Origin of the sequence: Dokdonia sp. (assembly GCF_039945015.1) — a bacterium.
Lineage (GTDB): Bacteria > Bacteroidota > Bacteroidia > Flavobacteriales > Flavobacteriaceae > Dokdonia.
This window is the reverse complement of the sequence record NZ_JBDUXP010000004.1, coordinates 442,364-468,354: the sequence shown is the minus strand read 5'-3', so window position 1 is coordinate 468,354 and position 25,991 is coordinate 442,364. Positions and strand designations below refer to the sequence as shown.

Annotated in this window: 22 protein-coding genes; 14 read left to right on the top strand and 8 right to left on the bottom strand. The window is 34.4% G+C overall.

Annotated features, from left to right (window positions below):
* Positions 1-2: 2 nt before the first annotated feature.
* A complete protein-coding gene (locus ABJD27_RS04345; RefSeq protein WP_348170518.1) occupies positions 3-1,070 on the bottom strand; it encodes a methyltransferase in 1,068 nt (355 codons plus the stop codon).
* A 276-nt stretch (positions 1,071-1,346) separates the two neighbouring features.
* Between ABJD27_RS04345 and ABJD27_RS04340 the strand changes: the two genes are divergently transcribed.
* From ABJD27_RS04340 to ABJD27_RS04295, 10 genes are all read left to right on the top strand, one after another.
* Entirely contained in the window at positions 1,347-1,715 is a 369-nt protein-coding gene (locus ABJD27_RS04340; RefSeq protein WP_348170520.1) for a metalloregulator ArsR/SmtB family transcription factor, read from the top strand.
* Entirely contained in the window at positions 1,708-2,160 is a 453-nt protein-coding gene (locus ABJD27_RS04335) for an SRPBCC domain-containing protein (protein ID WP_348170522.1), read from the top strand. Before ABJD27_RS04340 ends, ABJD27_RS04335 begins: the two co-directional genes overlap by 8 nt.
* Positions 2,161-2,176: 16 nt before the next feature.
* Positions 2,177-2,554 (top strand): nuclear transport factor 2 family protein, encoded by a 378-nt coding sequence (locus tag ABJD27_RS04330; protein WP_348170524.1) that lies wholly within the window; start codon positions 2,177-2,179, stop codon positions 2,552-2,554.
* A 27-nt stretch (positions 2,555-2,581) separates the two neighbouring features.
* A complete protein-coding gene (locus ABJD27_RS04325; protein ID WP_348170527.1) occupies positions 2,582-3,442 on the top strand; it encodes a hypothetical protein in 861 nt (286 codons plus the stop codon).
* 229 nt (positions 3,443-3,671) lie between these two features.
* Positions 3,672-4,157 carry a hypothetical protein gene (locus ABJD27_RS04320; protein ID WP_348170530.1) on the top strand — a complete coding sequence of 162 codons (486 nt, stop codon included), beginning with the start codon at positions 3,672-3,674 and terminating at the stop codon, positions 4,155-4,157.
* A gap of 311 nt (positions 4,158-4,468) precedes the next feature.
* On the top strand, positions 4,469-5,779 hold the full coding sequence (locus ABJD27_RS04315) for a glycosyltransferase (protein ID WP_348170532.1): 1,311 nt from the start codon (positions 4,469-4,471) through the stop codon (positions 5,777-5,779).
* A 94-nt stretch (positions 5,780-5,873) separates the two neighbouring features.
* Complete coding sequence (locus ABJD27_RS04310) at positions 5,874-7,439, top strand: amidohydrolase family protein (RefSeq protein WP_348170535.1); 1,566 nt, start codon at positions 5,874-5,876, stop codon at positions 7,437-7,439.
* Positions 7,440-7,446: 7 nt separating this feature from the next.
* A complete protein-coding gene (locus tag ABJD27_RS04305; RefSeq protein WP_348170538.1) occupies positions 7,447-8,280 on the top strand; it encodes a hypothetical protein in 834 nt (277 codons plus the stop codon).
* Positions 8,281-8,433: 153 nt separating this feature from the next.
* Positions 8,434-9,132 carry an NAD(P)H-hydrate epimerase gene (locus tag ABJD27_RS04300; RefSeq protein ID WP_348170541.1) on the top strand — a complete coding sequence of 233 codons (699 nt, stop codon included), beginning with the start codon at positions 8,434-8,436 and terminating at the stop codon, positions 9,130-9,132.
* Positions 9,104-10,765: an NAD-dependent malic enzyme gene (locus ABJD27_RS04295; protein ID WP_348170544.1), complete on the top strand. Its 1,662-nt coding sequence runs from the start codon at positions 9,104-9,106 to the stop codon at positions 10,763-10,765. Before ABJD27_RS04300 ends, ABJD27_RS04295 begins: the two co-directional genes overlap by 29 nt.
* Before the next feature lie 597 nt (positions 10,766-11,362).
* Here the strand turns inward: ABJD27_RS04295 and ABJD27_RS04290 are convergent.
* From ABJD27_RS04290 to ABJD27_RS04275, 4 genes are all read right to left on the bottom strand, one after another.
* Complete coding sequence (locus tag ABJD27_RS04290; protein ID WP_348170547.1) at positions 11,363-12,088, bottom strand: hypothetical protein; 726 nt, start codon at positions 12,086-12,088, stop codon at positions 11,363-11,365.
* Between the two features lie 1,020 nt (positions 12,089-13,108).
* Positions 13,109-14,665, bottom strand: a complete 1,557-nt coding sequence (locus ABJD27_RS04285) for a LamG-like jellyroll fold domain-containing protein (protein ID WP_348170550.1) — start codon at positions 14,663-14,665, stop codon at positions 13,109-13,111.
* An 8-nt stretch (positions 14,666-14,673) separates the two neighbouring features.
* Positions 14,674-16,323 (bottom strand): hypothetical protein, encoded by a 1,650-nt coding sequence (locus ABJD27_RS04280; RefSeq protein WP_348170553.1) that lies wholly within the window; start codon positions 16,321-16,323, stop codon positions 14,674-14,676.
* Between the two features lie 99 nt (positions 16,324-16,422).
* A complete protein-coding gene (locus ABJD27_RS04275) occupies positions 16,423-18,153 on the bottom strand; it encodes a hypothetical protein (RefSeq protein ID WP_348170556.1) in 1,731 nt (576 codons plus the stop codon).
* A 554-nt stretch (positions 18,154-18,707) separates the two neighbouring features.
* On the opposite strand from ABJD27_RS04275, the gene ABJD27_RS04270 reads away from it, so the two are divergent.
* The 4 genes from ABJD27_RS04270 (at position 18,708) to ABJD27_RS04255 (ending at position 21,903) form a co-directional block, all read left to right on the top strand.
* The gene (locus ABJD27_RS04270) at positions 18,708-20,282 is read left to right on the top strand and encodes a protein adenylyltransferase SelO (RefSeq protein ID WP_348170559.1); all 1,575 of its coding nucleotides are present in this window, start codon (positions 18,708-18,710) and stop codon (positions 20,280-20,282) included.
* A gap of 64 nt (positions 20,283-20,346) precedes the next feature.
* Entirely contained in the window at positions 20,347-20,754 is a 408-nt protein-coding gene (locus ABJD27_RS04265; protein ID WP_348170562.1) for an ACT domain-containing protein, read from the top strand.
* A 12-nt stretch (positions 20,755-20,766) separates the two neighbouring features.
* Entirely contained in the window at positions 20,767-21,309 is a 543-nt protein-coding gene (locus ABJD27_RS04260; protein WP_348170565.1) for a Crp/Fnr family transcriptional regulator, read from the top strand.
* Between the two features lie 60 nt (positions 21,310-21,369).
* Positions 21,370-21,903 carry a GNAT family N-acetyltransferase gene (locus tag ABJD27_RS04255; protein ID WP_348170568.1) on the top strand — a complete coding sequence of 178 codons (534 nt, stop codon included), beginning with the start codon at positions 21,370-21,372 and terminating at the stop codon, positions 21,901-21,903.
* A gap of 31 nt (positions 21,904-21,934) precedes the next feature.
* Here the strand turns inward: ABJD27_RS04255 and ABJD27_RS04250 are convergent, their stop codons facing one another.
* The 3 genes from ABJD27_RS04250 to ribB all read right to left on the bottom strand — a co-directional run bounded on the left by ABJD27_RS04250 (position 21,935) and on the right by ribB (position 25,889).
* Positions 21,935-22,999, bottom strand: a complete 1,065-nt coding sequence (locus tag ABJD27_RS04250; protein WP_348170571.1) for a COX15/CtaA family protein — start codon at positions 22,997-22,999, stop codon at positions 21,935-21,937.
* Positions 23,000-23,071: 72 nt separating this feature from the next.
* Entirely contained in the window at positions 23,072-24,472 is a 1,401-nt protein-coding gene (gene lpdA / locus ABJD27_RS04245; RefSeq protein ID WP_348170574.1) for a dihydrolipoyl dehydrogenase, read from the bottom strand.
* 274 nt (positions 24,473-24,746) lie between these two features.
* Positions 24,747-25,889 (bottom strand): 3,4-dihydroxy-2-butanone-4-phosphate synthase, encoded by a 1,143-nt coding sequence (gene ribB, locus ABJD27_RS04240; protein WP_348170577.1) that lies wholly within the window; start codon positions 25,887-25,889, stop codon positions 24,747-24,749.
* Positions 25,890-25,991: the final 102 nt, after the last annotated feature.

The window sequence follows — 25,991 nt, the reverse complement described above, 5'->3', positions numbered from 1 at the left end:
GTTTACTTATGGGTAAGTTCCCATAGTTCCACTTCTTCTGAGTCGCGCCAATGCTGGTCCCGTTTTGTGTCTTTAGAAGCTAATTTTACTTTTTTTGTAAAGCATCTTTCTAACTGAAATCGTCCCCCTTCTGCGAGTTCTTTTTCTATAGGATGTTCTTGTGTGACATTTGTTATTTGTGCCAAATTGGAGAATAAGAGGACTATTTTCCCTTCTGGTAATAATTGTTTTTTTGCTTCCGCGAAAAAATCAGGAAATAGATTCTCATTATAATAGATTGCTTCGTCTATACTATCTGGATTATATGATTGAGGTAACCAAGGTGGATTAAAAACAATGAGCTCAGTTTGTTTTTTAAACCTTCCAAAAAGAGAAGCAAAGTCTAATTCTATCTTACGCGATAGTTTTGTATCTCCCATAAATTCTTTCAATCCCACAATAGCATTGGGGTTTGTATCTGTTCCAAACACTTTTTGAAATCCATGTTTTACCATTTGAAAAGAGAGGATTCCACTCCCCAATCCTATGTCCATTGCTGATTTTTTAGGTCCTTCATAGCGTTTTAACCAATTATCAAATAAAATTAAATGATCAAAACGTGTTGGGAAGTAGGTGCCAAAATAAGGATGTACTTTATTACGTAATACGGGTATTACAATTCCGTTTTTATACCATTGCCAAGAGCTATTTAATCCTTGTATTTGAGGGAAAGGCAAGAAGAAATTGCTTGTATCTGGATATAACTTTTCTAACCAACCGATAGAGGGTGCTTTTTTTACAGCAATTTTATGGTCTACAATTTCTATCAAGATACGATTTGATAGGGTATGGTATGCAGCACGATAAGCTCGTTGTTCCTTAAAAGATTCGGTAGGTAGTTTTCTTTTAAGATGTTTCTTTAATGCATCTTGTAATAACAAACCATTACTATAAAACTCTGTTATCACTACAGGTTTACCAGATTCTAATATCGTAATAGTGCGCTTAAAATTTGTATCGCGATCAAACAATGCGACTTGTTTTTTAGGAACTATGGGTCTTGGCTTATTTATCTTTATATCTGTAGTCATTATTTGGTTCTTTATTTATGATCGTACGTGTTTTGCGTGAGGGATTGTAGTGTAAATCCCACAGCCCGACAAAGGAGGTGCGAGGAATTGAAACAGAAAGCCCGACCTGATTCCTGAACTTGTTTCAGGATAAAGGTCACGCCCTTATTTTTTAATGGAAACGAATAATATCAAAGATACTTTATAAAAACTTATAATTCGTTTTTAAAAACTCTAACCTACCCCATTCTCTCTATCCTATAGTATCTTTTTATGTAACATTATTTGCGTAACCGAATGATTACATATATATTTGTAACCGAACAGTTACCTATTATGAGAAGAGATGTATTTCAAGCGATCGCAGATCCCATAAGGCGAGATATTATAGAAATATTGGCCAAAGAAGCGCTTACCGTAAATGAAGTTGCTGAAAACTTTGACATAAGTCGTCCTGCGATTTCTAAGCATCTTAAAATATTAAAAGAATGTGGTATCGTAGCGACCAATCAACAAGGTAGAGAACGTCTCTATGAAATAAAGCCACAAAACTTGATTCCTGCCTTTTTATGGATAGAACAATACAAAAATCTTTGGGAAAGTAAGCTTGATAACTTTGAAGCGTATTTAAAAGAATTACAAACTAAAAATCAAAAAAATGAGTAATACAAACAACCGCACAATCACACTACAAAGAACGTTTGATGCACCTATCAAATTAGTATGGCAAGCTTGGACACAACCGGAACATATTGCGCAATGGTGGGGACCAAAAGGAATGGACATTAATATCATTGAACATAGTTTTAAAGTAGGAGGCGTATGGAAATATACCATGCCTATGCCTAATGGGAAAGAGTTTATTTCTGAAGGAGAATATCTAGAAATTATCGAATTCCAAAAAATAGTCACAACAGCAGATTTCAGACCTATGACTGAAGGGGTCGAACTACATATTACTTTAGAAGAACAAGGAGATAAAACTCATTTTACATTCAGTGTCGTTCATAAAACAGAGGCATATTGTAAACAACAAGAAGCTATGGGAATTAATAATGGTTGGGGATCTGCCTTTAGTAGATTAGAACTCTTTTTAGAAAATGTCAAATAACAATACTTAAAAAAACATGAACCAAGAAAGAAATAAGGAACATGCGATTGCCTTTTATAAAATGGCATATGAAGGTAATCCTAAACAAGCCATCTCACACTATACTGGCGAAGAATACATCCAGCACAACCCAGATGTTGCCGATGGTACACAAGGGTTTATAGACTATTTTGAAAAAATGCAAGAAGAATACCCCGATAAGTCTATCGAGTTTGTGAGATGTATTGCAGAAGGCAATTTAGTCGCATTACACACTCATCAAACGTGGCCTGGAAATGATCAATATGTTACGATGGATTTTTTTAGATTTGATAAACAAGGAAAAATTTGTGAGCATTGGGATGCTATTCAGCAGATTCCTGAAAAATCAGCAAATCCAAATACGATGTATTAATCATCATCAGTTATAAAGTACCAAAGAATGAGTCAAAGAATATTCCCTGAATATACCATTGTAGATAAAGAACCAATTACTATTTGTAAACAGATCAATGGAGAAGCATTTGACTATCCATTTTTTAATGAAGGTGCTATAGCTCTACAAGGTGGAAACCACATTAAAAAACAATATAATCTACAAGAAATAGAACTTCTTGATGATAGCAACTTACTTGAAATCAAAGGTTTCATTTTTCATACTTCTCATTGTGGATCAACATTACTCTCAAGAATGCTGGGTATATCATCAAAAATTAGAGTCATCTCAGAAACAGAAGCTATAAACGGATTATTACTTTCATACCTATTACACAACCTTCCTGAGAAGAAAGTAATGACTCAATTAAAAATTATCATAGATGCATACCGCCAACCCATCGGGGAAGAAAAATACATAATTTTTAAATTTACATCTTGGAATGTGTTTATGATACGCTTGTTTCAAAAAATATACCCATCTACAAAATGGACATACATAGACCGAAATACAGAAGATGTAGTGGCATCTCTTTATAAATCAGATGGAGGCATACAAAATTGGTTTTATCAACCTACAGATATACTAAGAAAACATTTTATAGAAAGAAGTTTTACAAATACCTCCAAAGAAAAATATCTAACTCATATAGTAGAGCAACATCGTAAACAGGTAAAAATTTATACCAATGACAATCTTTGTTTACTTATGTATCCTGAATTTATCGATAAATTTGAAACAGAAATACTTACGCATTTTAATCTTCAATTTTCAGAACTAGAACTAAAAGATGTAAAAGAATTAATGGGTTTCTATTCTAAATCTTGGGAGAAAAAACCTTACGGAAAGGTGAAAACTGTAAAATAATGTATCCTCCAAAGGAAGATAATTCAAGCCAACAAATATTCCTTACACTAATATTTGTTTAAAATATATACGCTTTCGCGAAAGCGTATAGTGTCAAAAAACCAGTAAATAACTGATCTGTAAAACCAAGAAGACATCTTTAATGTATTTAAACCACAATACGTATCTTTAGACAATAACTAGCAAGCATACAATCGCCCATTATAAATACCAACTACAATCAATACCTATGACTAAAAAGATAATGTACACTATCGTTTTCCTAATCACAACTTCCCAAATAGGGTTTTCTCAAGGAACACTTAGATCAGAAAAGTATCATTTTTCATTTGAAACGTCTGCAAATATAGCACAATACGATACAGAGTCTGATCGCGTTGTAGGGTATGAAAATGATGATCTTGCTGTAGATATAGAAATATTTTACCCTAATGAAGTAGCAAAAGATTACTTTGTAAATCTTTCTAAAACAACAGAGTCAATCGCTCGTCAGTTATCCTTACACGAGGTGAAAACTGCTATAAAATTACCACACATGGAACATGGATATTATGTAAGATCATCGGATCTAGATGAAGATCCAAAAACACCCGTTTTTGTAGTGGTGATGTACAACGAAAAAGAAAAAATTATTTATGAAGCTACCATCTATTGTTATAATCAAGATGTCGTTGCTGGCGAAAAAATAGCACAGAGTTTTAGACTAATAAACTAGTACTATTTAAAATAATCTTCTATATAAAAAACAACTACTTCTCACGTTGTATTTGTTTTGAATCTATACGCATTGGCAAAAAACATATCTGCTGTAGGTGTCGCGTAAACTCAACAAAACCTACTTCATTAATAAAACATTATAGATGGGAAGTATCATCCCTTTATATATTAAGAACTCGTCTGTTTAATTAGTCTCTGCAAGAGCAAATACTTCTCTTTTCATCATTTTCGTATACAAATCGTAGACACAACCTGTTTTACATAAGTTTTACTCCTTGATTTATAGCGTATTATAATATCTTTAATGGTATGCAGACTCCAATCAGTAAAAAAAAAGAAACTACAACTCAAACGGCTTCTGCCAGATTACATCAAGAAAAACAAGGAAAAACACCTATTTTTCAATTTACAGATAATAGACCCGAAACTACTGTACAAAGAAAATTGCTAGAGGCTATGGAGCATAGTAATCTTACAAATGAACATCATAGTTTTAAAAATAAATCGCCAGATATTAATACACTACAACAACCTATTCAAAAAAAAGAAAATACTAATCATAGTGAATTAAAATCATCTACGATAAGATCTAATAATCAATCACCTATTCAAGCCATAGGGTGGCCATTAGGAGGGTTAGGTGGAATGATTGGAAATGTTATGAATGGTCTGGGATATGTTATAAATGGTTTCGGAAATGGTATTATGGGTCTTATGAATTTATTAGCCGGAGGTCAACAACAACAAATAGCACCTGTAGGAGCTGGAGAAGAAGCTGGAGAAGAAGCAGCTCCAATCATTAATCAAAGAATGCATTTTGTTTGGTTAGGAGGTCGCCTTCCAGACGAACGCAGAAATAATATCATACTATGGCGTCAAGCCATGGGAGAAGGAACTACATTACGTTTATGGGTAGATGATAACTCTCAAGCTGCAAGCGCAGATCAAATTGAAGCATTAGGAGAACATAATGTTCAAATCGCAAATATAAATACCTTAGGTGATGATGACCCACGTATAGCAGATGCTACAAATAAATTACCTACAGTTAACGATGCAGGTGCTGTAAACCCACCAGCAACAGGAGCATTATCAGACATTGTTCGCCTAGCTGCATTGCAAGCCGAAGGTGGTACTTATATGGATTCAGACAATTTACCTACCGAAGGATCTGCTGGTTTAGTTGGTGGTGAAGCACCCGCTGGATTTAAATTGGGTAATATTAACGGTGTTATGTCTAATGATGCCATTTCTGCCACACCTGATAGTCCCTTTATTGAACAATATCTTGCGAGTGCAAGTGCAAATTTAACAGATGAACAAGCTCAAATTATTCTTGACGGTGGCAATGCTGCTAGAGATGCCGTTATGAATACCACAGGTCCTGAAGCTTTAGCTCGGTTACCATTACCAAACGCAGGTCCTATTCTAGAAGTAGCTGCTCGTTATCCAGGTGCATTTGCACAAGTCCCTGAAGATCAAATCACTATTTCTGACCTACGTAATCTTCAGGCATATCAAGAGATAATGACACCAGAAGATAGAGAGATTATAAATGCATATAGAAATCGCATTGGTATGACAGATTTCCAACGAGAACAAGGGAATGCTTGGTTATAACATCTATCAAAAAAAAATATAATTCAAAATTAAGATTCTTATCTTCGAAGGATTACATAAGTAAGATTATCACCACAAAGAGATTAAGGATATTATGAAAAAACAATTACTTCTTACGCTAACATTTGTTTTGAGTCTATACGCTTTCGCGAAAGCGCAAACCCAACAAGGCCCTTTTAATCAATTAATCATACGAGGAGTGACCGTCATAAATGGAGACGGTGCACCACCAATAGGTCCTGTAGATATCGTCGTAGAAAACAATATCATCAAACAAATTAAAGTCGTAGGGTATCCTGGAGTTCCCATAGACAATACAAAACGTCCTCAACTTAAAAATGGAGGAAAAGAACTGGACGCAAATGGAATGTACCTCTTACCAGGTTTTATCGATATGCACGGACATATAGGTGGCGTTGCACAAGGAGCAGATTGGGATTATGTATTTAAATTATGGATGGCGCATGGTGTGACTACAGTACGAGAACCTTCAGGAAGAGGGCTTGATTATACATTAGACCTTAAACGTCGATCTGCAAAAAACGAGATCATTGCACCAAGACTTGTTGCTCATACAGGTTTTGGTTCTGGAAGTAAAACGCCTATCACAACAGCAGAGCAAGCAAGACAATGGGTACGTGACAATGCAAAAAAAGGAGCCGACGGGATTAAATTCTTTGGAGCCGAACCGCATATTATGAAAGCCGCTCTAGATGAAAATAAAAAGTTAGGTCTTACCTCATCCATGCATCATGCACAACTAAGTGTTGCAAGATGGAATGTATTACATTCTGCAAGAGCTGGACTTACCTCCATGGAACATTGGTATGGATTACCCGAAGCACTTTTTGAAGACCGCACTGTACAAGATTATCCGCTAGATTATAATTACAACAATGAACAACACCGATTTGGAGAAGCTGGGCGCTTATGGAAACAAGCTGCAGCTCCTTATTCTGACCATTGGAATGCGGTGATGAACGAACTCCTTGAACTCGATTTCACATTGGATCCTACCTTTAATATCTATGAAGCAAGTCGTGATCTTATGAGATCTCGTCGCGCAGAGTGGCATGAAGATTATACCCTACCCTCTTTATGGCGCTTTTATCAGCCAAGTAAAATCTCTCACGGATCATATTGGCATTTTTGGGGTACTGAAGAAGAAGTCGCTTGGCGCGAAAACTACCGCTTGTGGATGACTTTTATCAATGAGTATAAAAACCGAGGAGGTCGCGTTACTACTGGGTCTGACTCTGGATTTATCTTTCAGCTATATGGATTTGCATATGTCAGAGAGTTAGAACTTCTTAGAGAAGCAGGATTTCATCCTATGGAAGTTATCCGTGCAGCCACTCTTAATGGAGCTGAAGCTTTAGGAATGGATGATAAAATAGGGTCTGTACAAGTAGGAAAACTAGCCGATTTTGTGATCGTAGACGAAAACCCACTTCAAAATTTAAAAGTACTGTATGGTACAGGTGCTATTAAACTTACTGAAGATAATGAGGTCATTCGAACTGGAGGTGTAAAATACACTATCAAAGACGGTATTATCTACGATGCAAAACAATTACTGCGTGATGTAAAAGCAATGGTCGATAAAGCAAAAGCTGATGAAGGTGGTTATGAAATTAAACAACCTGGTATAAAAGAATAAAGCCTATATGAGGCAGTACGTATCTGTTGATAAAGCTATTTGGAAGGGGCATTTTATGGTGAACGCTCCTGTACTTTTAAGTCTATTTGGTATCCCTGCATTATCATTTTACTTAAAGTATCAAGGACTCATTCCTGTTTGGGGAATATTTGTTGCATTTTTGATTGGTTTTGTATTAGCATGGCTCATCTGGAGTTTTATGATTACAAAATGGAGAATATGGGCATTTAATAATGTAAGAAATGTTCACGAACTAAAGAAAAGAGCTATTGAAGAAAAATTGATTTGGGGAGATCATAGCAAATTTGAAAAAACAGAAATCAGATCTAAATATCAAAAAGAAAAAATAGATAAACTCAAACATAAATTTGAAAAAGAAGACATCTATAAAGAAGATTATTCACTTCCTTTAAAAACTGCTATTTATTTTTCTAAAACTACCATTATCTTTCAGCTTGTCATCTCTATATTTTTATTGATTGTAGGAATCTATTTTATATTTTTTTCGAAAGAAAAATACCAAATATGGGCTTTCCTTGCTGTCATTTTTGGTGCCTACTACACCTTTAAAAATTTAAAAAAATCACTAGACAGAAAACCACATATTAGTATTGATCGGCAAGGAATTACTTCCAGAGTCTATGGCTTCGCTCCTTGGGCTGAGATCATGGATGAAGAAATCATTTATGAACCAGATGGAAAGAATACAATTCCATTCCTATTTTACTACATAGGTGAGGATGTATATGAAAAGATTAAAATTGATGAGCTTAATGTCTCTCAAAAAAAACTAAAAAACATATTAAGAACATATAGAATTCGATACACAAAAAATATGTAATCTAAAGTTCATAATTATAGAATTATGAATAGTGTCGTAAAGAAGACACACTTATCAATTCTACATTTTTAATACGTAAGTATTTTTTATTTCTTTCGTCTAGTAAGTTAGTAAAACTGACTATTACCTAACAACCAAAATCATTATAAGTACATGTCAAGTATTGTACATTATCCAATAATCAAGTATTCAAAAGAAAAAGCATTAACGCTTCAAAGCTTTATGGATATGGATTATTATGCAGTTGCACATTATAATCTTCCTATAGAGCTTATGATGGAAAATGCTGGATACCAATTAGCTCAGGTAATTTCAAAAACAGTTGAAAAAACACAATCTATTAAGATAGGTGTTGGTAATGGAAATAATGGTGGTGGTGGTCTTGTTGCCGCCCGTAGACTAGCAGCTTGGGGATATCTGGTATATATAGATCCATTTACAGAGATTACAAAAGAACTTCCTAAAGCTCAATTAAAAAGAGCTTTAAAATTTGGAGCTTCCCTCGATACGATATCACAACCTGATGTTTGGGTAGATGCTTATTTAGGCTTTTCGCAAAAGCTACCATTAAGAGAAACCTTAGAAGAAAGAATCATACAAGCAAATGCTAGTAATGCGCAAAAAATAGTGCTGGACATCCCAACAGGGTATTTGGGAAATCCCCATACACTCTTTTTTGAAGCAGATACTATTGTCACACTCGCTGCTCCTAAAAAAATCTTATATGATCTTCCTACAACAACAAAGATTTATATAGTAGATTTAGGAATTCCGGCTACAGTATATAATCAGTTTCAAACAGAGATTCTTCCTTTTGACCAAGGTGGCATCTTACAACTTAAAAGATACTAACTCACTAAATAAAGAATTCATGCCAACACAAAAAAGATGTCTTGCCATTTTAGAAGATGGAACACTTAATAAATCAGTCTCTTTCTCTAAAGAGGAACGGGCACAATTAGGTTTAAGAGGCTTATTGCCTTATTCTGTAGAAAGTCAAGATACACAGGTAGAACGCATCATAGCAGGGATACGTCGTAAAGGATATGATATAGAGCGTTATATTTTACTATCCTCATTGCAAGAACGAGATGAACGTCTTTTTTATAAAGTAGCTATAGATCATATAGAAGAGATTATGCCATTGATTTATACTCCAACTGTAGGTCAAGCAAGTACAGAATTTTCTAATATTTTTAGAAGTCCAAAAGGGTTTTACATTACACCAGAAGATAAAGGAGAAATAGAAACCATTCTGGATAACTGGCCACAAGATGACATCCGAATTATTGTCATCACAGATGGACAGCGTATTCTTGGTCTTGGTGATCTAGGAGCTAATGGTATGGGAATTCCTATAGGAAAACTAGCGCTTTATACGGCTTGTGCTGGAATACCCCCACATCAAGCTTTACCAGTCATGCTTGATGTAGGAACTAATAATGAAGAACTTCTCAATGATCCATTATACTTAGGATATCCAAAGAAAAGACTAGAAGGGCAAGCATATCTAGATCTCGTTGAAGAGTTTGTTCAAGCTGTACAAAAGAAATATCCAAAAGCACTTATACAATTTGAAGATTTTTTAACCCCTAATGCATATGGGCTATTAAATACTTATAAAGATCGCGTCTTAAGTTTTAATGATGATATACAAGGTACTGCTGCTGTAGCTCTAGCTGGAGTATATGCTTCGAGTAGGATTACAGGCCGTTCTTTTTCTGATTCAAAAGTGATGTTTTTGGGCGCAGGATCTGCAGCTACAGGAATTGCAGATTTGATGGTTGCTGCTTTTATAGATGAAGGATTATCACCAGAAGAAGCTCGCAAACGTCTTTGGTTTGTAGATTCAGAAGGATTAGTGGTTGCAAGTCGTACTGACTTAAGGTCTCATAACTTACCATATGCACATGAAGTACCACATCGTCACTTTGTAGAAGCGATAGATACTATACAACCTCATGTACTTATAGGAGCGACAGGAGCACCAGGTACATTTACACAAGAGGTGATAGAACACATGACCACTATAAATGACCGTCCCGTTATTTTTGCTTTGTCTAATCCTACATCAAAAGCAGAGTGTACTGCCGAACAGGCATATACCTGGAGTAAAGGAAAAGCTATTTTTTCAAGCGGAAGTCCATTTGATAAAGTATCCTATAATGGAAAAGAGTTTCGTCCTGGACAAGGGAATAATGCCTATATATTTCCAGGGTTAGGCTTAGGAGCTATCATGGCAAATGCATCTACAATTCCTGATGACTTATTCTTAGTCGCTGCTAGAACACTTGCACAACTTGTTACCGAAGAAAATATACAGGAAGGAGCATTATATCCAAGATTAACAGAAATTAGAAGACTGTCATTAGATATCGCTGTAGCTGTAGCAGAAAAAGCGTATGAATTAGGACTTGCAAGAGATGAAAGACCTACTGACCTTAAAAAATATATAGAAGAGCATATCTATCACCCTAATTATTAATCATAAAAAAAGAGGTTAATCTATATAGATTAACCTCTTTTTTTTAATATAAAACCTTAACCGCAAGGTTACCAACAGACTAAAGAGTCTCACAGAAACACTGTTAGGTGTTTTGGCCTAGAGTCTCTCTCCCATGAAGATCCTACTAACAATCACTTGAAAAGCAATATATATCTTCACTCTCAAAAGCAGTCTATGTTTACAGAAGTATATTCTGAGGGAATAGTGAGCCGTGATCTACAGGTCTAAGTTTTGATTTACCGAAGTAAATCGCGGCTTAAGTTAGTAGACTCGTGTCTTACTAAAGAACCCCCCATTTTTAATACTAGTGTAACCTGTCTTCTACGGTAGTACATATGAGTGTTGATGAGCCGTGATCCACGGTTGTAAGTTTTTGATTTACCAAAGTAAACCTCTGTTTACAGGTGCGAACCCTTGTCTTATCAAACAATCCCACTTTATAGTACTGGTGTAAATTCTAACTCGCCTAAGAAAGCTATACATATATAAAAGCTAGTCTCCTGACTATCTTTATAAAGGTTAAACTTATAAAGGCATCCTACACAGTTAAGGTTATTTTATTTATGAACGTATTGCTTAATTAAAAGCAAAATTTATTGCATCTGTTTCTTCTCCATTTCCTAATACTATTTTTAAGTCTATAGGATGAGACGTATAATCCATATTATCTATGGTAACTTGTAATTTTACTTGAATTGGAACAAATGGTTTATTATGTTTAGAGTATTTAAAAGATCCACTTCTATATATACTACCAGAAGGCCTAAATTCGCTAAAATTATTATGTGGTTTAAAATAATGAATAGGATTTACATTTATTATCATTTCTTTAGAGGTCACATCATATTCTGATTGTCTATTCCAGAATGCAGCATCCTCAACTTTTTCTTTATAAAAACCGGCAGGTTTTACATAACCACTAGCTAATTTCTTCTTTTGCTTATAGCGCTCTATAATAATTTTAGGTTGGTGTTTTGCAATATCGATAGCACCTTGTATTTTAAATATAAGCTGTTTATACTTTACTCTTCTACTCAAAACATGAGTATAATTTGCTATTGTATCTGCTGTACTACCAAAAGAAGCTTCTAAAATCTTATGTCCAGCTGAAGTATTATTAATGTTAGTTGCTCTATAAAAATGGTAAAAAGATTCTTTTAAGTCTCCAGATGGATATACTTTCAATCCAAAATTCAATTCATTTAAATGTACATATGACTCTATAAGCTCTGAAAACTGAGATTCTGTAGGACGATCTCCATTTTTAAAATATTCCCTTAGTGCTTCTCTCTGTTTTCTCATAATTCTAATTTATTACACAGTATCGTATGTATAATACACAACTTTTTTTAATAATTTTTCAATATCATTCTTCATTCTAACTGTTGTCAAAAGTAGATCAGTTTGTTTTAAAAATCACTACTTTTTCAGGATTGAATCGGTAGTTTCAGTCGTTCTTTTAAAACTACATAATCCAACTTTTCAATGAAATAGCACTACTTAATATACACTTAGCATTACTATGTTATTATCTTGATTTCCATCATTCTAACTGTCATCAAAAGTAAATCAGTTTGTTTTAAACATCACTACTTTTTCAGGATTGAATCGGTAGTTTCAGTTCTTCTTTTAAAACTACATAATCCAACTTTTTAATGAAATAGTACTACCTAACTTATTCTTAGTATAACTATCTTGTTATCCTGATTTTTATCATTCTAACTGTTGTCAAAAGTAAATCAGTTTGTTTTAAACATCACTACTTTTTCAGGATTGAATCGGTAGTTTCAGTTCTTCTTTTAAAACTATATAATCCAACTTTTCAATGAAATAGTACTACCTAACTTATTCTTAGTATAACTATCTTGTTATCCTGATTTTTATCATTCTAACTGTTGTCAAAAGTAAATCAGTTTGTTTTAAACATCACTACTTTTTCAAGGTTGAATCGGTAGTTTCAGTTCTTCTTTTAAAGCTACATAATCCAACTTTTCAATGAAATAATACTACTTAATATATACTTAGTATTACTATCTTGTTATCCTGATTTTCATAATTCTAACAGTTGTCAAAAATAGATCAGTTAGTTTTAAATATCGCTACTTTTTCAGAGTTGAATCGGTAGTTTCAGTTCTTCTTTTAAAGCTACATAATCCAACTTTTCAATGAAATAATACTACTTAATATATACTTAGTATTACTATCTTGTTATCCTGATTTTCATCATTCTAACAGTTGTCAAAAATAGATCAGTTAGTTTTAAATATCGCTACTTTTTCAGGATTGAATCGGTAGTTTCAGTGTTTCTAAAACCATTTTGATTTAAGACAAGACATCTACTCCTGCCAATTGTTTGTTATATAGTGCTATAACTTCTTGTTCTTTTAGTTCTCTATTTTTCCAGATCTTAATAGTATCCATTTGCCCATTTAGGAATAATCCATTTGTCCACTCATCTCTCCCTATATATGTTTCTGCTCCTGTATTATCCATTCCAGTATAATTGCCGACTTCTATATTTTCTGAAGGCAGTAATACACCATTTTTATATATTTTTAATCCACTTGCATCTTTTGAACCATCATATCCAAAGTCAAGTTGTCCCCATTCTCCAATAATTAAAGGATTATTAACTTTTGCTTGTATTCTTCCAGTATTATCACCTAATCGACACATAATATATAGATAGCCATTAGATATATTAATGGACCATTCTAGTTTATTTTCACCAGTCCGCCCTCTCCTACTTATAAAAAACTGGTCATCTAACGTGTTTATTTTTGTTAAATACGAAATATGAAAAGGAAGATCCTGAGTTCCATCTGTAAATGTAAAATCATCTGTAGGTGGAATAATCAAATGACCTGTCGATCCATCAAATTCGGCAGTTTTTCCAACTAACCCATTTACGAATTTGACAATCCCAAATTTTGCAGCATTATTTGCTCCAATAGAATCACTAAAATTGTCATTAAATTGGTATGCCGCTGTTAGATTTGTTAGAAAATCAACTTGTTTTTTATCTCCGTTTATTTTTCTAATAATAAAACTCAATTCATCTTCCTCTGTTGGATCTGTATAATCTAAACCGCTTGTTAAATAAGCTATAACTTCTGTTTTCTTACTATTTAAAGCATCTAGTATTGTTTTTCCATGGTAACTATTATGGTTAATATCAAGCAACGTATTAGACGTTAATTGAGTTTCAAATGTAGAAGCATTACTAAGTAACCAGGTAGGAACACCCCCATTGGTTTCTATAAACTGTAGCATATCTACACTTTCCCTATAACTAGTGAAATTTACATCTTCTATTTCCTTAAAAGATGTCACAGCATAAAATCTATCTGTAGATATTTTGGAAAGTTCATTAGTTTGATAATCTAATTTTACATTATATCCATAAACAGAAAATACATCATCCCATTTTAAGAGATCATAAGTAGCTTGTGGCTGTGCGATACTAATAGCAAGTATATTATTATCTTGATATCCAATCCACATACTTATACCAGCACCAGATGATTGCCCTTTTAAAATAAATTTATCCCTATCTAAATTATAGGCACCTAAATTATTTTCTAGGTATTTAATTAATTTTAAAGAAGATTCTAAACTAGAAATAATTCCTTTTCTTTCTACAACTGTCTCCATTAGATCATAATTAGCTGTTATATAAGCTATTTTATTATCTAATAATGCTTCTATAAAATCTTGCTTAGTCGTCTCATTATAGGTATTGGTCTTATTTCCAGATATAAATCCGCCACCATGAAATTCTATAACTACCCCTGTAGGAGTATCAGAAACGGGTAAGAATATGTCACACACTTCTCTATTCGTTTCTCCATATAAAATATTATTATAATCTGGTATCATATTTCAAATTATAATTTAATTCTTAATTCTCCTGTTGCTGTCATATAAACTGTGCCAGTTATTAAAGATGCTGCAATAGCCGCAGTCTCATCAGCATGTATTGGAAGTCCTTCAAGAATTAAAGTAGAATCAGGTCCTGATCCTATAGTAGAAACCAAGTCTCCTCCTAGAACTGTCCCTGTTTCTGAATAACCTTCAAAAGTTGGAAAATCTTCTACTAAAGCGATTCTACCAGATCTTTTAGGAAATAAATAGGTAACATTTCGAAACCCTGAATTAGGATCTTCTATTTCACTACCTAAGAAATCAAATATGGCATAATATCTAGGACTTCCATTATTTATAGCAAATCTTATATCAGGAGTAACAAAATCTACGCTTCTTCCTGAACTAAAACCTGTATCAAAAATTATCCCAGACATTCCAATTATTAGATCTCTATTAAATTTTGATATTATAGTTGTGTCATCTGTTAATTCTATAACATCTGCAACAGATTGTTTAAAAGTTATATCATTCCCATTTATAGTCATACCATTGGAATATAGAAAACCTCCTTCATCATCAGATTGGGTATTTCCTACTCTAAATAGATTAGTGTCAGTTTCTATAATTGTTTCTTCTATTAAATTTCCTCCTAATTTAATATCCCCAGAAGTTTCAGTTACCCCATTAGATGCAGTAACTTCACTAGTTCCTGTTAAAATTTTACCAACATTACCATCAGAATCAACCCCTAAAGGTTTTAACGCTCCTATAGTAGTCGCTGCTGTTCCAGTAGTTGCTTCATCATCATTATGTACATACCCTTCTATTAATGTATCATCAGCATATTCTTTAAGTTGTAATAAAGCTCCTTCTACAGTTGCTATCCTAGGGCTTAATGTAATTCTAGCAACAGTCTCTGTATGATTAACAGATGCCCTTAAAACCAGATAAGCCTCATTCTTTTTACCTAGTTCTCCTCCTTTATTAAATACTTGAACAGCCGTTGCATTTCCATCTTCATGTCTAGCTTCAAAAACACCTACATATTCAGATTCTGGATTTCCATTATTGTTATATGGAAAAAATGCTGATCTAGCATATTTAGTGTTTGTTAAGCTAGCAATCCCCATTCCTGTTGATAGTTTTCCTGACGCAGGGACTAAAGAAGAAATATCTCCTGTATAAAAATACCCTTGAGTTCCTGGATGCGCTGATTGATCTGGAAAAAAGGCTAACGTATTCGTTTTTATTAATCCACTAGGCAATCCTATTTCACTATTCGTGTTTTCTCCACCTAAAGTAGCTCTAGCTATAGAACCATCTGAATAGGTATATTGAAACTTTCCAGAACCAATAACATCTACTGTTTCTATTGGATCTGGTTCTCCTACACCTATTTTACCTTCCCTGTAAGCAGACATTGTTGTGTCAACATTAGGTGTTCCATCACCTACATTTTTAAATGATGTATTTTGAAAATTAGCTTTTTCATTTTCATATACTTCCACATCTAATTTTTCATCTAAATTTTCTTGTATATTTTCTATTGACGAAAAAGGAATTTGCTCATCCTTATGCCAAAAACTATCCCAAGTTGCCCAAAATTGTGTTTGTGTTGGTCTTAAGCCATTTCTAAACCAATCTTTAATTGTGCTAATTGATACTTTCATGTATTCTTTTTTTTAATTGTGTATATGTTATTATTGAGGTTTACTTTCTTGTAGATTATTCCCTCTAGTATTCGTTTAGTATTACCTAATCAATCTATCCTACGATATAAATTGAGCTTGTATTATGTTATTACTTCCAGCATTTGAAAACCACAGTTTGTTATCTTTCACATAAAACCCGCAGGGTTGATTTGCATTCTGAATAATAATATCTTCTATATATGTGTATGTTACAGGATCGTGTCTAGATATAGCATTTGTTTCTGTTCCATGAGTAAAAAACAAACCTTGTGTTTCAGAATAATACACTCCTCTAATTTCATTTGCATTAAGTGCTATATCTTGTACAAAAGTGTAAGTGTATGGAGTCCCTGCTGTTATTGTATATAGTTTACATCCTCCTGAAGTCGACAAAAACATTTTGTTCCCTACAATATGGATATCTGAAGTAGTAAATGATGGTACATCTAAAGTATCCACTACGGTTAATTTATTTGTTGTATTATCAAATGAGTAAATTCGAACAGCATTAACTATTCCAACATATAATCTTTTAGATGTAGTATCATACCAACCACTGACTCCAAAAACAGTATCCGTAATATCTTGATGTACTATATCTAGATTAGAAAGACTACGGACTTGAATCCTTGATAATTGAGGCGATGCTGCTGGTATTAATAATAAAAAAACTACATCGTCTGATTCAGAAGATACAACGCCTCTTACACCAGCTTCAAATGATAATAAATGAGTAGAAAATACTTCGGTTGTTTTATTTACTTTTATAATTCTTCTTGAACTTCCTACAAGTATATGATTTGTCGTATCTGCTACATCAAATGATGGTTGACCTATATTAATAGATTTATTAAATATAAAGTTTATCAATGGTGTAGAAGTTTCAAATAAAATACTCTCTCCCATAACTTCCTTTTCATATATAGCTTTAATAACAGCAGGAGAAACCTCTATATTATAAACACTAAATTCATCACAAGCGCCATCATAATATGAGTTAGAATATTTCATTAATTGATAATTTGCTCCTTGTAAATCTACACTTATAGCATTTCCTGCATAAAAAGAATTTGTAAACAAATTAGATCCTACATATATATCATAATTATCTTCCTCCTTAATGTTAATGAATAAGAAATTCCACCCAATAGAAAGACATGCTTCATCAGTAATAAAATCTTTCCTAGCTGTATCTCCGGTACCACCTGAGCCTTTTCTCACAAGGAGTTTATCGGATACTTGCAAAATAGAAACACCTACATGTTCAGTCAAATCTGTGCCATGTATTACAACTCTGACTTCAGTTAAGTTATTACAATAAAACCATATTTTAAAAGCGAATGGAAAAGCTGTTAATCCTAAATTACCCAAAGATTGGACGCTAGCATTTACACCATTAAAAATAGCTCCTTTCCCTACAATCCCATCAACAGAAACATCTATATTTCCTTGTACTATTCCATTTACAGGTCCAATTTCATCTACAAAAGTTGAATTAGATATCTCATTAAATGTATAATGATGCGTAAGCCCATTTTTAAAATCATCATATATAGAATTTACTAATGTAATTAAACCATTAACAACAGAAAATTCTTTTCCTGACTGATCAATAAAAGAGCCTGTATAAGCATCTGTCGTATTGTTTTCTTGAATCGTATCTAAAGTATCTTGAAGACCTTCTATACTTTCAATAGGTAGTTTTTCATCCTTATGCCAAAAACTATCCCAAGTTGCCCAAAATTGTGTTTGTGTAGGCCTTAAACCATTTCTGAACCAATCTTTAATCGTATTAATTGATACTGCCATGTATGCTCTTTTTTTAATTGTATATATGTAATTATTGAGGTTTATTTTCTTGTAGACTATTCCCTCTAGTATTCTCTGTAGTAAAACAACTATAAGAGACGATTACTTTGATGTCTCAGAAACATGTTCGTGTCTTATAGTATTACTTAATCAATTTCTATTATTACTATGTTGTTATTTCAGTTTTATCCTTCAAACAGAAGTCAAAAGTACATGAGGAAATCAAGAATCACACTAATTTTTCAAGATCCTTCCAGTAGTATCAGCGTTTCCCTAATAAGCGCCTTAAGCTACTTTAAGAAGATATTTATGCCTTACTTTTTCGTATTATTGGCACTTCGTTATCTTGATTTCCCTCATCTTAACGTACACGTCAAAAGTATATCAGGAAATTCAAAATCATAGCATTTTTTTGAGATTGGATCAGTAGTTTCAGTGTATTTATAGGAAGATCGCATAAGACGTTGTAACTTTATCATTTCTACGACTAAGAAGTATTACTTTTAAGAATAGATACGTTGTATATACCAATAAAGTTATAGCATATAGGCATTATGGAATTAAAAATAGATAACACATTTACTACAAAATTACCTGCCGATCCTATTACAGGAAATACAAGGCGACAAGTCGAGAATGCATGTTTTTCTTATGTAACGCCTAGAATACCATCGGCTCCTTCTTTACTTCATGTATCTATAGAAATGGCAAACGAACTTGGTCTATCAGAAGATGATGTACACACCAAAAGATTTCTATCTATGGTGACAGGTGCAAACGTCCTAGAAGACACATCTCCATATGCCATGTGTTATGGCGGGCATCAGTTTGGAAACTGGGCAGGACAATTAGGAGATGGTAGAGCAATTAATCTTACGGAGATAACGCATCGCAATAAACGTTGGGCAATACAACTTAAAGGAGCTGGAGAAACGCCCTATTCTCGTACAGCAGACGGTCTTGCTGTACTTCGTTCTTCTATAAGAGAACACTTGTGTAGCGAAGCGATGTATCATTTAGGCGTTCCCACAACACGTTCCTTATCTTTATCGCTCTCTGGAGATCAAGTACTAAGAGATGTCTTATATGATGGGAATGCAGATTATGAAAAGGGAGCCATTGTATGTCGTGTAGCTCCAAGCTTTATACGTTTTGGGAGCTTTGAAATTTTTGCAAGTCGTCAAGATTCAGAGACTCTTAAAACACTAGTAGATTATACAATTGAACAGTTTTACCCTCAGTATGAAGGAGGAACAAAAGAGAACTATCTTGGTTTCTTTAATGAGGTGGTACAAAACACGCTAGATATGATTATACACTGGCAACGTGTAGGTTTTGTACATGGCGTAATGAATACCGATAATATGTCTATTCTTGGGCTTACTATAGATTATGGTCCTTACGGATGGCTAGAAGGCTACGATCCAGAATGGACACCCAATACAACCGATAGGCAACATAAACGATATCGCTTTGGAAACCAACCACAGATTGGGCTTTGGAATCTATTACAACTTGCCAATGCACTTTACCCATTAATTGATGAAGCAGCTCCGTTAGAAGCTATTTTACAAACATATCATACCGAGTATCCTAAAAAATATATGGCAATGATGCGCGAGAAGTTAGGACTCCAACTTGCTGTAGAAACAGACATTCAACTCATAGCAGATCTGGAGAAAAACTTACAGGCGTCAGAAACCGATATGACTATTTTCTTTAGGAATCTGACTCAGGTTTCTAAAGAAGGAGCAAAGGATGCGGAGGATGCTTTTTTTGCTTTCGCGAAAGCGGCCTTCTACACCCCAGAAGAGATCACAGGAATTATTCGTTCTGATTGGGAAGCATGGTTTCTCGCCTATCGAGAACGACTCTCTCAAGAACATCTCACCGATGAAGAACGCAAAACACAAATGAATGCTATAAACCCTAAATATGTCTTACGTAATTATATCTCGCAACTCGTAATCGATAAGGCAGACAAAGGGAATTATGAGCTTCTTAACGAAATTCATACACTCCTAAAAAACCCATATGATGAACAACCAGCATATGAACACTGGTTTGCTAAACGTCCCGAATGGGCACGTCATAAAGTAGGGTGTTCTATGTTATCATGTAGTTCGTGATATACATTTAGTTTCAAATTCTATACATTATATCTCAATATACATCGTATATAACAACAAATACATGGCAGGAGAGAGAAATTTAGCTGAGTTAATAAAAGGCATGACTCCAGAGTTACAAGATGGAGAGTATGTGTTTTGTACAATACAGGATATACATACGATAAACAGGAAAGATACCATTTGCGAGTTTAAAGAAAAGGAAGGGACTACTGTTATTATAGAGCGTAGAAAAGCAGATGCGTTACGACTTACCTATGAATATATAGCTTCTTGGATTACATTAAAAATTCATTCGTCGCTAGATGCTGTTGGCCTGACGGCATTATTCTCTACTGAATTAGCAAAAAATGACATTAGTTGTAATGTGATTGCTGGATATTATCACGATCATATTTTTGTAGATCACGCAGATGCTCATAAAGCAATACACGTTTTGAACCAACTCTCAAAAAACTATAAAGAGCACTAAACATATATTATTTTGATAGAAGATGCTGTTCAAATACTAAAAGACAAAATTGCCAAAGCCAATTTATGGGAATCTGTACTTGAATTTAAAAGAGATGTTTTTATTAAAGAGGCTGGTACAGTAGATACAAATCTATATTTTCTGGAAGAAGGAAGTGCGCGCGTCTATTTTACAGAAGATGGTAAAGAACATATCGTATATTTTGGATATACACACTCATTACTCTCTGCTATAGATTCTTTCTTGACCGATACATCTTCAATACTATGTATTAAAACCATCAAAAAGACAAAAGTTAGAGTCATATCCAAAAAACAGTTTTTACAGTTTATCGAGAAAGAGAAAGAAACATTGGCACTGTGGCAACAAGTACTTTCACAACTTTTATTAATGCAGATTGATCGTGAGAAAAACTTATTACTTGATTCACCAAAGGCTAGATATCTGCAAGTATTGGAAGGTCATCCCAAGTTATTTCAAGAAATTCCGCATCGATATATTGCTTCCTATTTAAGGATGACTCCAGAAACATTATCAAGAATTCAAAAACCTTGATTTAAATCAATTTTTTTGATTAAAATTCGTTGTAAAATTGTGATATCAAACGAGTATCCTATGTCATTTGACTTTAACACCTATCAATTTGAATTGTTGCAAGAAGAAGACAGCCTTTCTTTTTTTACGCTTATCCAAAAGAATAAAAAACGATTAAACGACTTCTTTGCAGGTACTGTTGCAAAAACAGGTACTCTTGAAGCTACACAAAGCTATTGCAAAGACATCATGACACGTATAGAAGATCGCGCCTATTATCCATACCTCATCAAGGAAAAATCTTCCCAAAAACTTATAGGATTTATAGATGTAAAGAATATAGATTGGGAAGTTCCTAAAGCAGAACTAGGTGCTTTTATAGATGAAGATTATGAAGGAAAAGGTATTATTACCCATCATCTTACTGATTTAATAGATACCATTGTTCAAGAACATGACTTCAAAAAGCTTCTCTGTAGAATCGCCAAAGAAAACAAAAGAAGCATACAAGTAGCCCTACATTGCGGTTTTGAATATGAAGGCACCATTAGGCGTGATTATCGTACTACGAGTGGGCGATTAATTGACTTAAACTATTATGGAAAATTGTTTTAAGAATCTATAATATGTTTTTTAAAAGATACTATTATACTGCAATCACTTCCTTCTTATCTTTAAAACTCTCCAAATACACATAAAACTGTACGCCAAATAGCAACGATGCTACTACAAGATGTAATGGCTGTGTTCCAAATGGGAAATCTATATAATACATCGCAATTCCTGTTACGACTTCTAGTGCAATTAAGATAAGTACCCACAGCAATAAATTGGCATGTCCTAATAGGTATTTTCGGTTACGCCAGAATAGGTATACGTTTAATAAAGTGACGAGTATAGAGAATGATCTATGTACATAAAACAAAAATGTAGGCGGATTGAGCCATTGATCCTTGGCATCATATCCCAACGCCATTACTTGCTCATCTACATGTTGACGTACTTGAGTTCCAAAAGCGACTTGTACTAAAGTAAGCACACCTGCAAATAGAATTAAATTTTTAAATAGTGGATCATACTTTTTTTGCTCCTGCCTACCGGCAGGCAGGTTCGCGAACATACTCCTCTCCTTTACCTGAGATGTATACCATAGATATAATAAGAGCGCTACGATAAATAAGGCAGCAATCAAGTGAATGGTAATCTTTACAGGTAGCAAATTAGAATCTACTACTTGTTTTCCTAACCAAGCTTCAAAGCCCATTAACGGTAGTACAAAGAAGGATCCAAAGATGAGCCACGGACGCCGTCTCCAATACCAAAAAGCACTGATAATCATTAAGAGAATCGGAATACCCGCGAGCACTGTTACTTGTCTATTGATGTACTCTATCCAGGTTTGCCATACATTAAATTTAGCATAATCGTGTTTATCATAGGTAGACCAATTGCTTTCTGTATATGCTGTACCAGAGGTAAAATCTTTGGGAGCAATACGTAACGACTCATCTACAATAATAATGTGCCCTTCTTTATATTCCTTATTAGATTCCCATTGAATTTGTGCTTCTTGGGTAGGTGGTATATAATACCCAAAGCACTTAGGCCAATCTGGACATCCCATACCGCTTCCTGTCATCCTAACAACAGCACCAGCAATAATAATGAGATATAAAAAGATGATGGATATTTTGAGGGTCGTTCTGTACATAGTTAGTTATATCAAAGTACACTATAGTTCAAAAAAAATCCCGCGACAAGCGCGGGATCATTCAGTTATATGTTAAATATGTAATGGTCTGTCTTCTGTAGCAGCAAGTGCTGCTTCTTTTACGGCTTCGGCATAGGTAGGATGTGCATGGCTCATACGTGCAATATCTTCTGCACTTGCTCTGAACTCCATTGCTGTTACACCTTCTGCAATAAGATCGGCTACACGAGCGCCTACCATATGGACTCCTAGTACTTCGTCTGTGGTTTTATCTGCAAGGATTTTTACAAATCCATCTATATCACCACTTGCACGACTACGTCCTAAGGCACGCATCGGGAATTGTCCTGATTTATACTCGACTCCAGATTCCTTAAGTTGTTCTTCTGTTTTTCCAACAGAGGCAACTTCTGGCCATGTGTATACAACACCTGGAATTAGGTTATAATTGATGTGTGGTTTTTGCCCTGCCAATGTTTCGGCTACAAAAACCCCTTCTTCTTCGGCTTTATGTGCAAGCATTGCTCCTTTAATGACATCACCTATCGCATAGATGTTTGACACATTAGTTTGTAAATGTTCATTTACTTCTACTTTCCCACGATCATCTGTTGCAACACCTACAGCTTCCAAGTTTAATCCGTCAGTATAGGCATGACGTCCTACAGCTACAAGGACATAATCTGCTTTAAACTCTACTTCTGCGTTTTTCTTATTATTGGTTGCCTTTACAGTAATTTCATCTCCATTACGCTCTACAGCAGTTACAGCATGAGATACGGCAATTTTCATTTTTTGTTTCTTGAGTGTTTTGAGTATTTCTTTACTCTGTGCTCCGTCCATTCCTGCAATAAGGCGATCCATATACTCAACTACAGTTACCTCAGCACCTAGACGTTTGTATACTTGTCCAAGTTCTAAGCCTATCACACCTCCACCGATAACGACAAGGTGTTTAGGTACTTCTTTTAACTTTAAAGCTTCTGTAGAAGTGATGATACGTTCTTTATCCAAAGTAATAAAAGGAAGTGTACTTGGTTTAGATCCTGTAGCAATGATGGTGTTCTTTGCTTCGATCGTTTCCTTCTTTTCTCCGTCTATATTGATATGAGTTGCATCTTTAAAAGATCCAACACCTTGATAAACGTCTATTTTATTTTTCCCCATTAGGAATTCAATTCCCTTTGTGGTCATATCTACAACGCCTTGCTTACGAGCAATCATCTTCTCTAGGTTGAGTTTTACCTCTCCTACTTCGATTCCGTGTTCTTCAAAATGCTTTATCGAATCTTCATAATGGTGTGAAGAATCAAGCAATGCTTTTGATGGAATACACCCTACATTAAGGCAAGTTCCTCCTAAAGTACTGTACTTCTCTATAATGGCAGTTTTCATTCCTAGTTGTGCGCAACGTATTGCTGCTACATATCCTCCAGGACCAGAGCCTATAACGGCTACATCGTATGAACTCATAAGTTTTTTTTAAATAGTCGTACAAAGGTACAAACCCTTCCTTGAGTTTAAAAGTTTATAGGTTTAATTGTTTTGGACTTACGTATAATTTTTAAGGTTCATTCTTACTTAAATAGGAAGTTCTTGTGTTATTATCTTTCTAAATACACTTTCGCGAAAGCGTATAACATACTTTACTTTTTTTTAAAGCAAATAGTTAAGTTAGATAGAAAGCAAAAAAAAGAGTAGTGCTCTATTGTAGAGCACTACTCTTTTTCAATATGTCTATATATTTTTAGTATTGTACGCGATCTACAATCTCAAGACCGTATCCTATCATACCAACACGTTTTGTTCCATCGCTATTAGATAATAATTTGATCTTCGTTATAGAAAGGTCATGTAATATCTGTGCGCCTATACCAAAGTCTCTAGCGTCCATCACAATATTAGGCGCTTTCATCACTCCGTCTTTCTGATTCTTTTTAAGTTCGCTCAGTCGTCCCAATAAGTTTGCAGCGGTATTATCTTGATTGACAAATACAATGGCTCCTTTTTTTGCAGCATTAATGGCTCTAAACATATCGTCTAGTTTCTTATCTACATTATTGGTAAGGGTCCCTAGGATATCATTATTGATCTGTGTAGAGTTTACACGTACGAGTACGGGCTCATCTTTTGTCCAACTTCCTTTGGTAAGTGCTACGTGTACTTGGTCATTTGTGGTTTGCTTATAGGCACGTAATCTATAATCTCCAAAACGGGTATGGATTTCAAAATCTTCTTTCTTATTGATAAGGCTATCGTGTTCCATACGATAGGCAATAAGATCTTCTATAGAAACAATTTTAAGGTCAAATTTCTTAGCAACTTCTAAGAGTTGTGGTAGGCGAGCCATCGTTCCATCTTCATTCATGATTTCTACAATCACACCAGCAGGTTCAAATCCTGCAAGTCTTGCAAAGTCTATAGCTGCTTCTGTATGTCCGGTACGACGTAAAACACCGCCTTCTTTTGCTTTAAGTGGGAAGATATGTCCTGGTCTGCTTAGGTCGTGTGGTTTTACATTAGGATCAATAAGAGATTTTACTGTCTTTGCACGATCTGATGCAGAGATTCCTGTTGTAACACCTTCTCCTTTTAAGTCTATAGAAACGGTAAAAGCAGTTTCTAATGGATCGGTATTACTGGTCACCATCATATTAAGTTGAAGCTCATCACAACGATCTTCTGTGATAGGTGCACAAATCAATCCTCGTCCATGGGTTGCCATAAAGTTGATCATTTCTGGAGTGGCTGCTCCAGCGGCGGCTACAAAATCTCCTTCATTCTCACGATCTTCATCATCTACTACGATAATGACCTTTCCTTGTCTAATGTCTTCTATCGCTTCTTGTATGGTGTGAAGTTGTGTTGTACGTTCTGCAGTTACTTGCATAGCTCTTATTTTTGAATACAAAGATACGGATTATGATGTGTTTTTAAGAACAGAAAAAGGTACTTTAATACAACGTTATCATTTGTAAAAGAGAGAGGTTGT

What these genes read in the sequence shown, in the direction of transcription:
- ABJD27_RS04345 (WP_348170518.1), bottom strand. Translation starts at nt 1,070, where the DNA reads ATGACTACAGATATAAAGATAAATAAGCCAAGACCCATAGTTCCTAAA.
- ABJD27_RS04340 (WP_348170520.1), top strand. Translation starts at nt 1,347, where the DNA reads ATGATTACATATATATTTGTAACCGAACAGTTACCTATTATGAGAAGA.
- ABJD27_RS04335 (WP_348170522.1), top strand. Translation starts at nt 1,708, where the DNA reads ATGAGTAATACAAACAACCGCACAATCACACTACAAAGAACGTTTGAT.
- ABJD27_RS04330 (WP_348170524.1), top strand. Translation starts at nt 2,177, where the DNA reads ATGAACCAAGAAAGAAATAAGGAACATGCGATTGCCTTTTATAAAATG.
- ABJD27_RS04325 (WP_348170527.1), top strand. Translation starts at nt 2,582, where the DNA reads ATGAGTCAAAGAATATTCCCTGAATATACCATTGTAGATAAAGAACCA.
- ABJD27_RS04320 (WP_348170530.1), top strand. Translation starts at nt 3,672, where the DNA reads ATGACTAAAAAGATAATGTACACTATCGTTTTCCTAATCACAACTTCC.
- ABJD27_RS04315 (WP_348170532.1), top strand. Translation starts at nt 4,469, where the DNA reads ATGCAGACTCCAATCAGTAAAAAAAAAGAAACTACAACTCAAACGGCT.
- ABJD27_RS04310 (WP_348170535.1), top strand. Translation starts at nt 5,874, where the DNA reads ATGAAAAAACAATTACTTCTTACGCTAACATTTGTTTTGAGTCTATAC.
- ABJD27_RS04305 (WP_348170538.1), top strand. Translation starts at nt 7,447, where the DNA reads ATGAGGCAGTACGTATCTGTTGATAAAGCTATTTGGAAGGGGCATTTT.
- ABJD27_RS04300 (WP_348170541.1), top strand. Translation starts at nt 8,434, where the DNA reads ATGTCAAGTATTGTACATTATCCAATAATCAAGTATTCAAAAGAAAAA.
- ABJD27_RS04290 (WP_348170547.1), bottom strand. Translation starts at nt 12,088, where the DNA reads ATGAGAAAACAGAGAGAAGCACTAAGGGAATATTTTAAAAATGGAGAT.
- ABJD27_RS04285 (WP_348170550.1), bottom strand. Translation starts at nt 14,665, where the DNA reads ATGATACCAGATTATAATAATATTTTATATGGAGAAACGAATAGAGAA.
- ABJD27_RS04280 (WP_348170553.1), bottom strand. Translation starts at nt 16,323, where the DNA reads ATGAAAGTATCAATTAGCACAATTAAAGATTGGTTTAGAAATGGCTTA.
- ABJD27_RS04275 (WP_348170556.1), bottom strand. Translation starts at nt 18,153, where the DNA reads ATGGCAGTATCAATTAATACGATTAAAGATTGGTTCAGAAATGGTTTA.
- ABJD27_RS04270 (WP_348170559.1), top strand. Translation starts at nt 18,708, where the DNA reads ATGGAATTAAAAATAGATAACACATTTACTACAAAATTACCTGCCGAT.
- ABJD27_RS04265 (WP_348170562.1), top strand. Translation starts at nt 20,347, where the DNA reads ATGGCAGGAGAGAGAAATTTAGCTGAGTTAATAAAAGGCATGACTCCA.
- ABJD27_RS04255 (WP_348170568.1), top strand. Translation starts at nt 21,370, where the DNA reads ATGTCATTTGACTTTAACACCTATCAATTTGAATTGTTGCAAGAAGAA.
- ABJD27_RS04250 (WP_348170571.1), bottom strand. Translation starts at nt 22,999, where the DNA reads ATGTACAGAACGACCCTCAAAATATCCATCATCTTTTTATATCTCATT.
- lpdA (WP_348170574.1), bottom strand. Translation starts at nt 24,472, where the DNA reads ATGAGTTCATACGATGTAGCCGTTATAGGCTCTGGTCCTGGAGGATAT.
- ribB (WP_348170577.1), bottom strand. Translation starts at nt 25,889, where the DNA reads ATGCAAGTAACTGCAGAACGTACAACACAACTTCACACCATACAAGAA.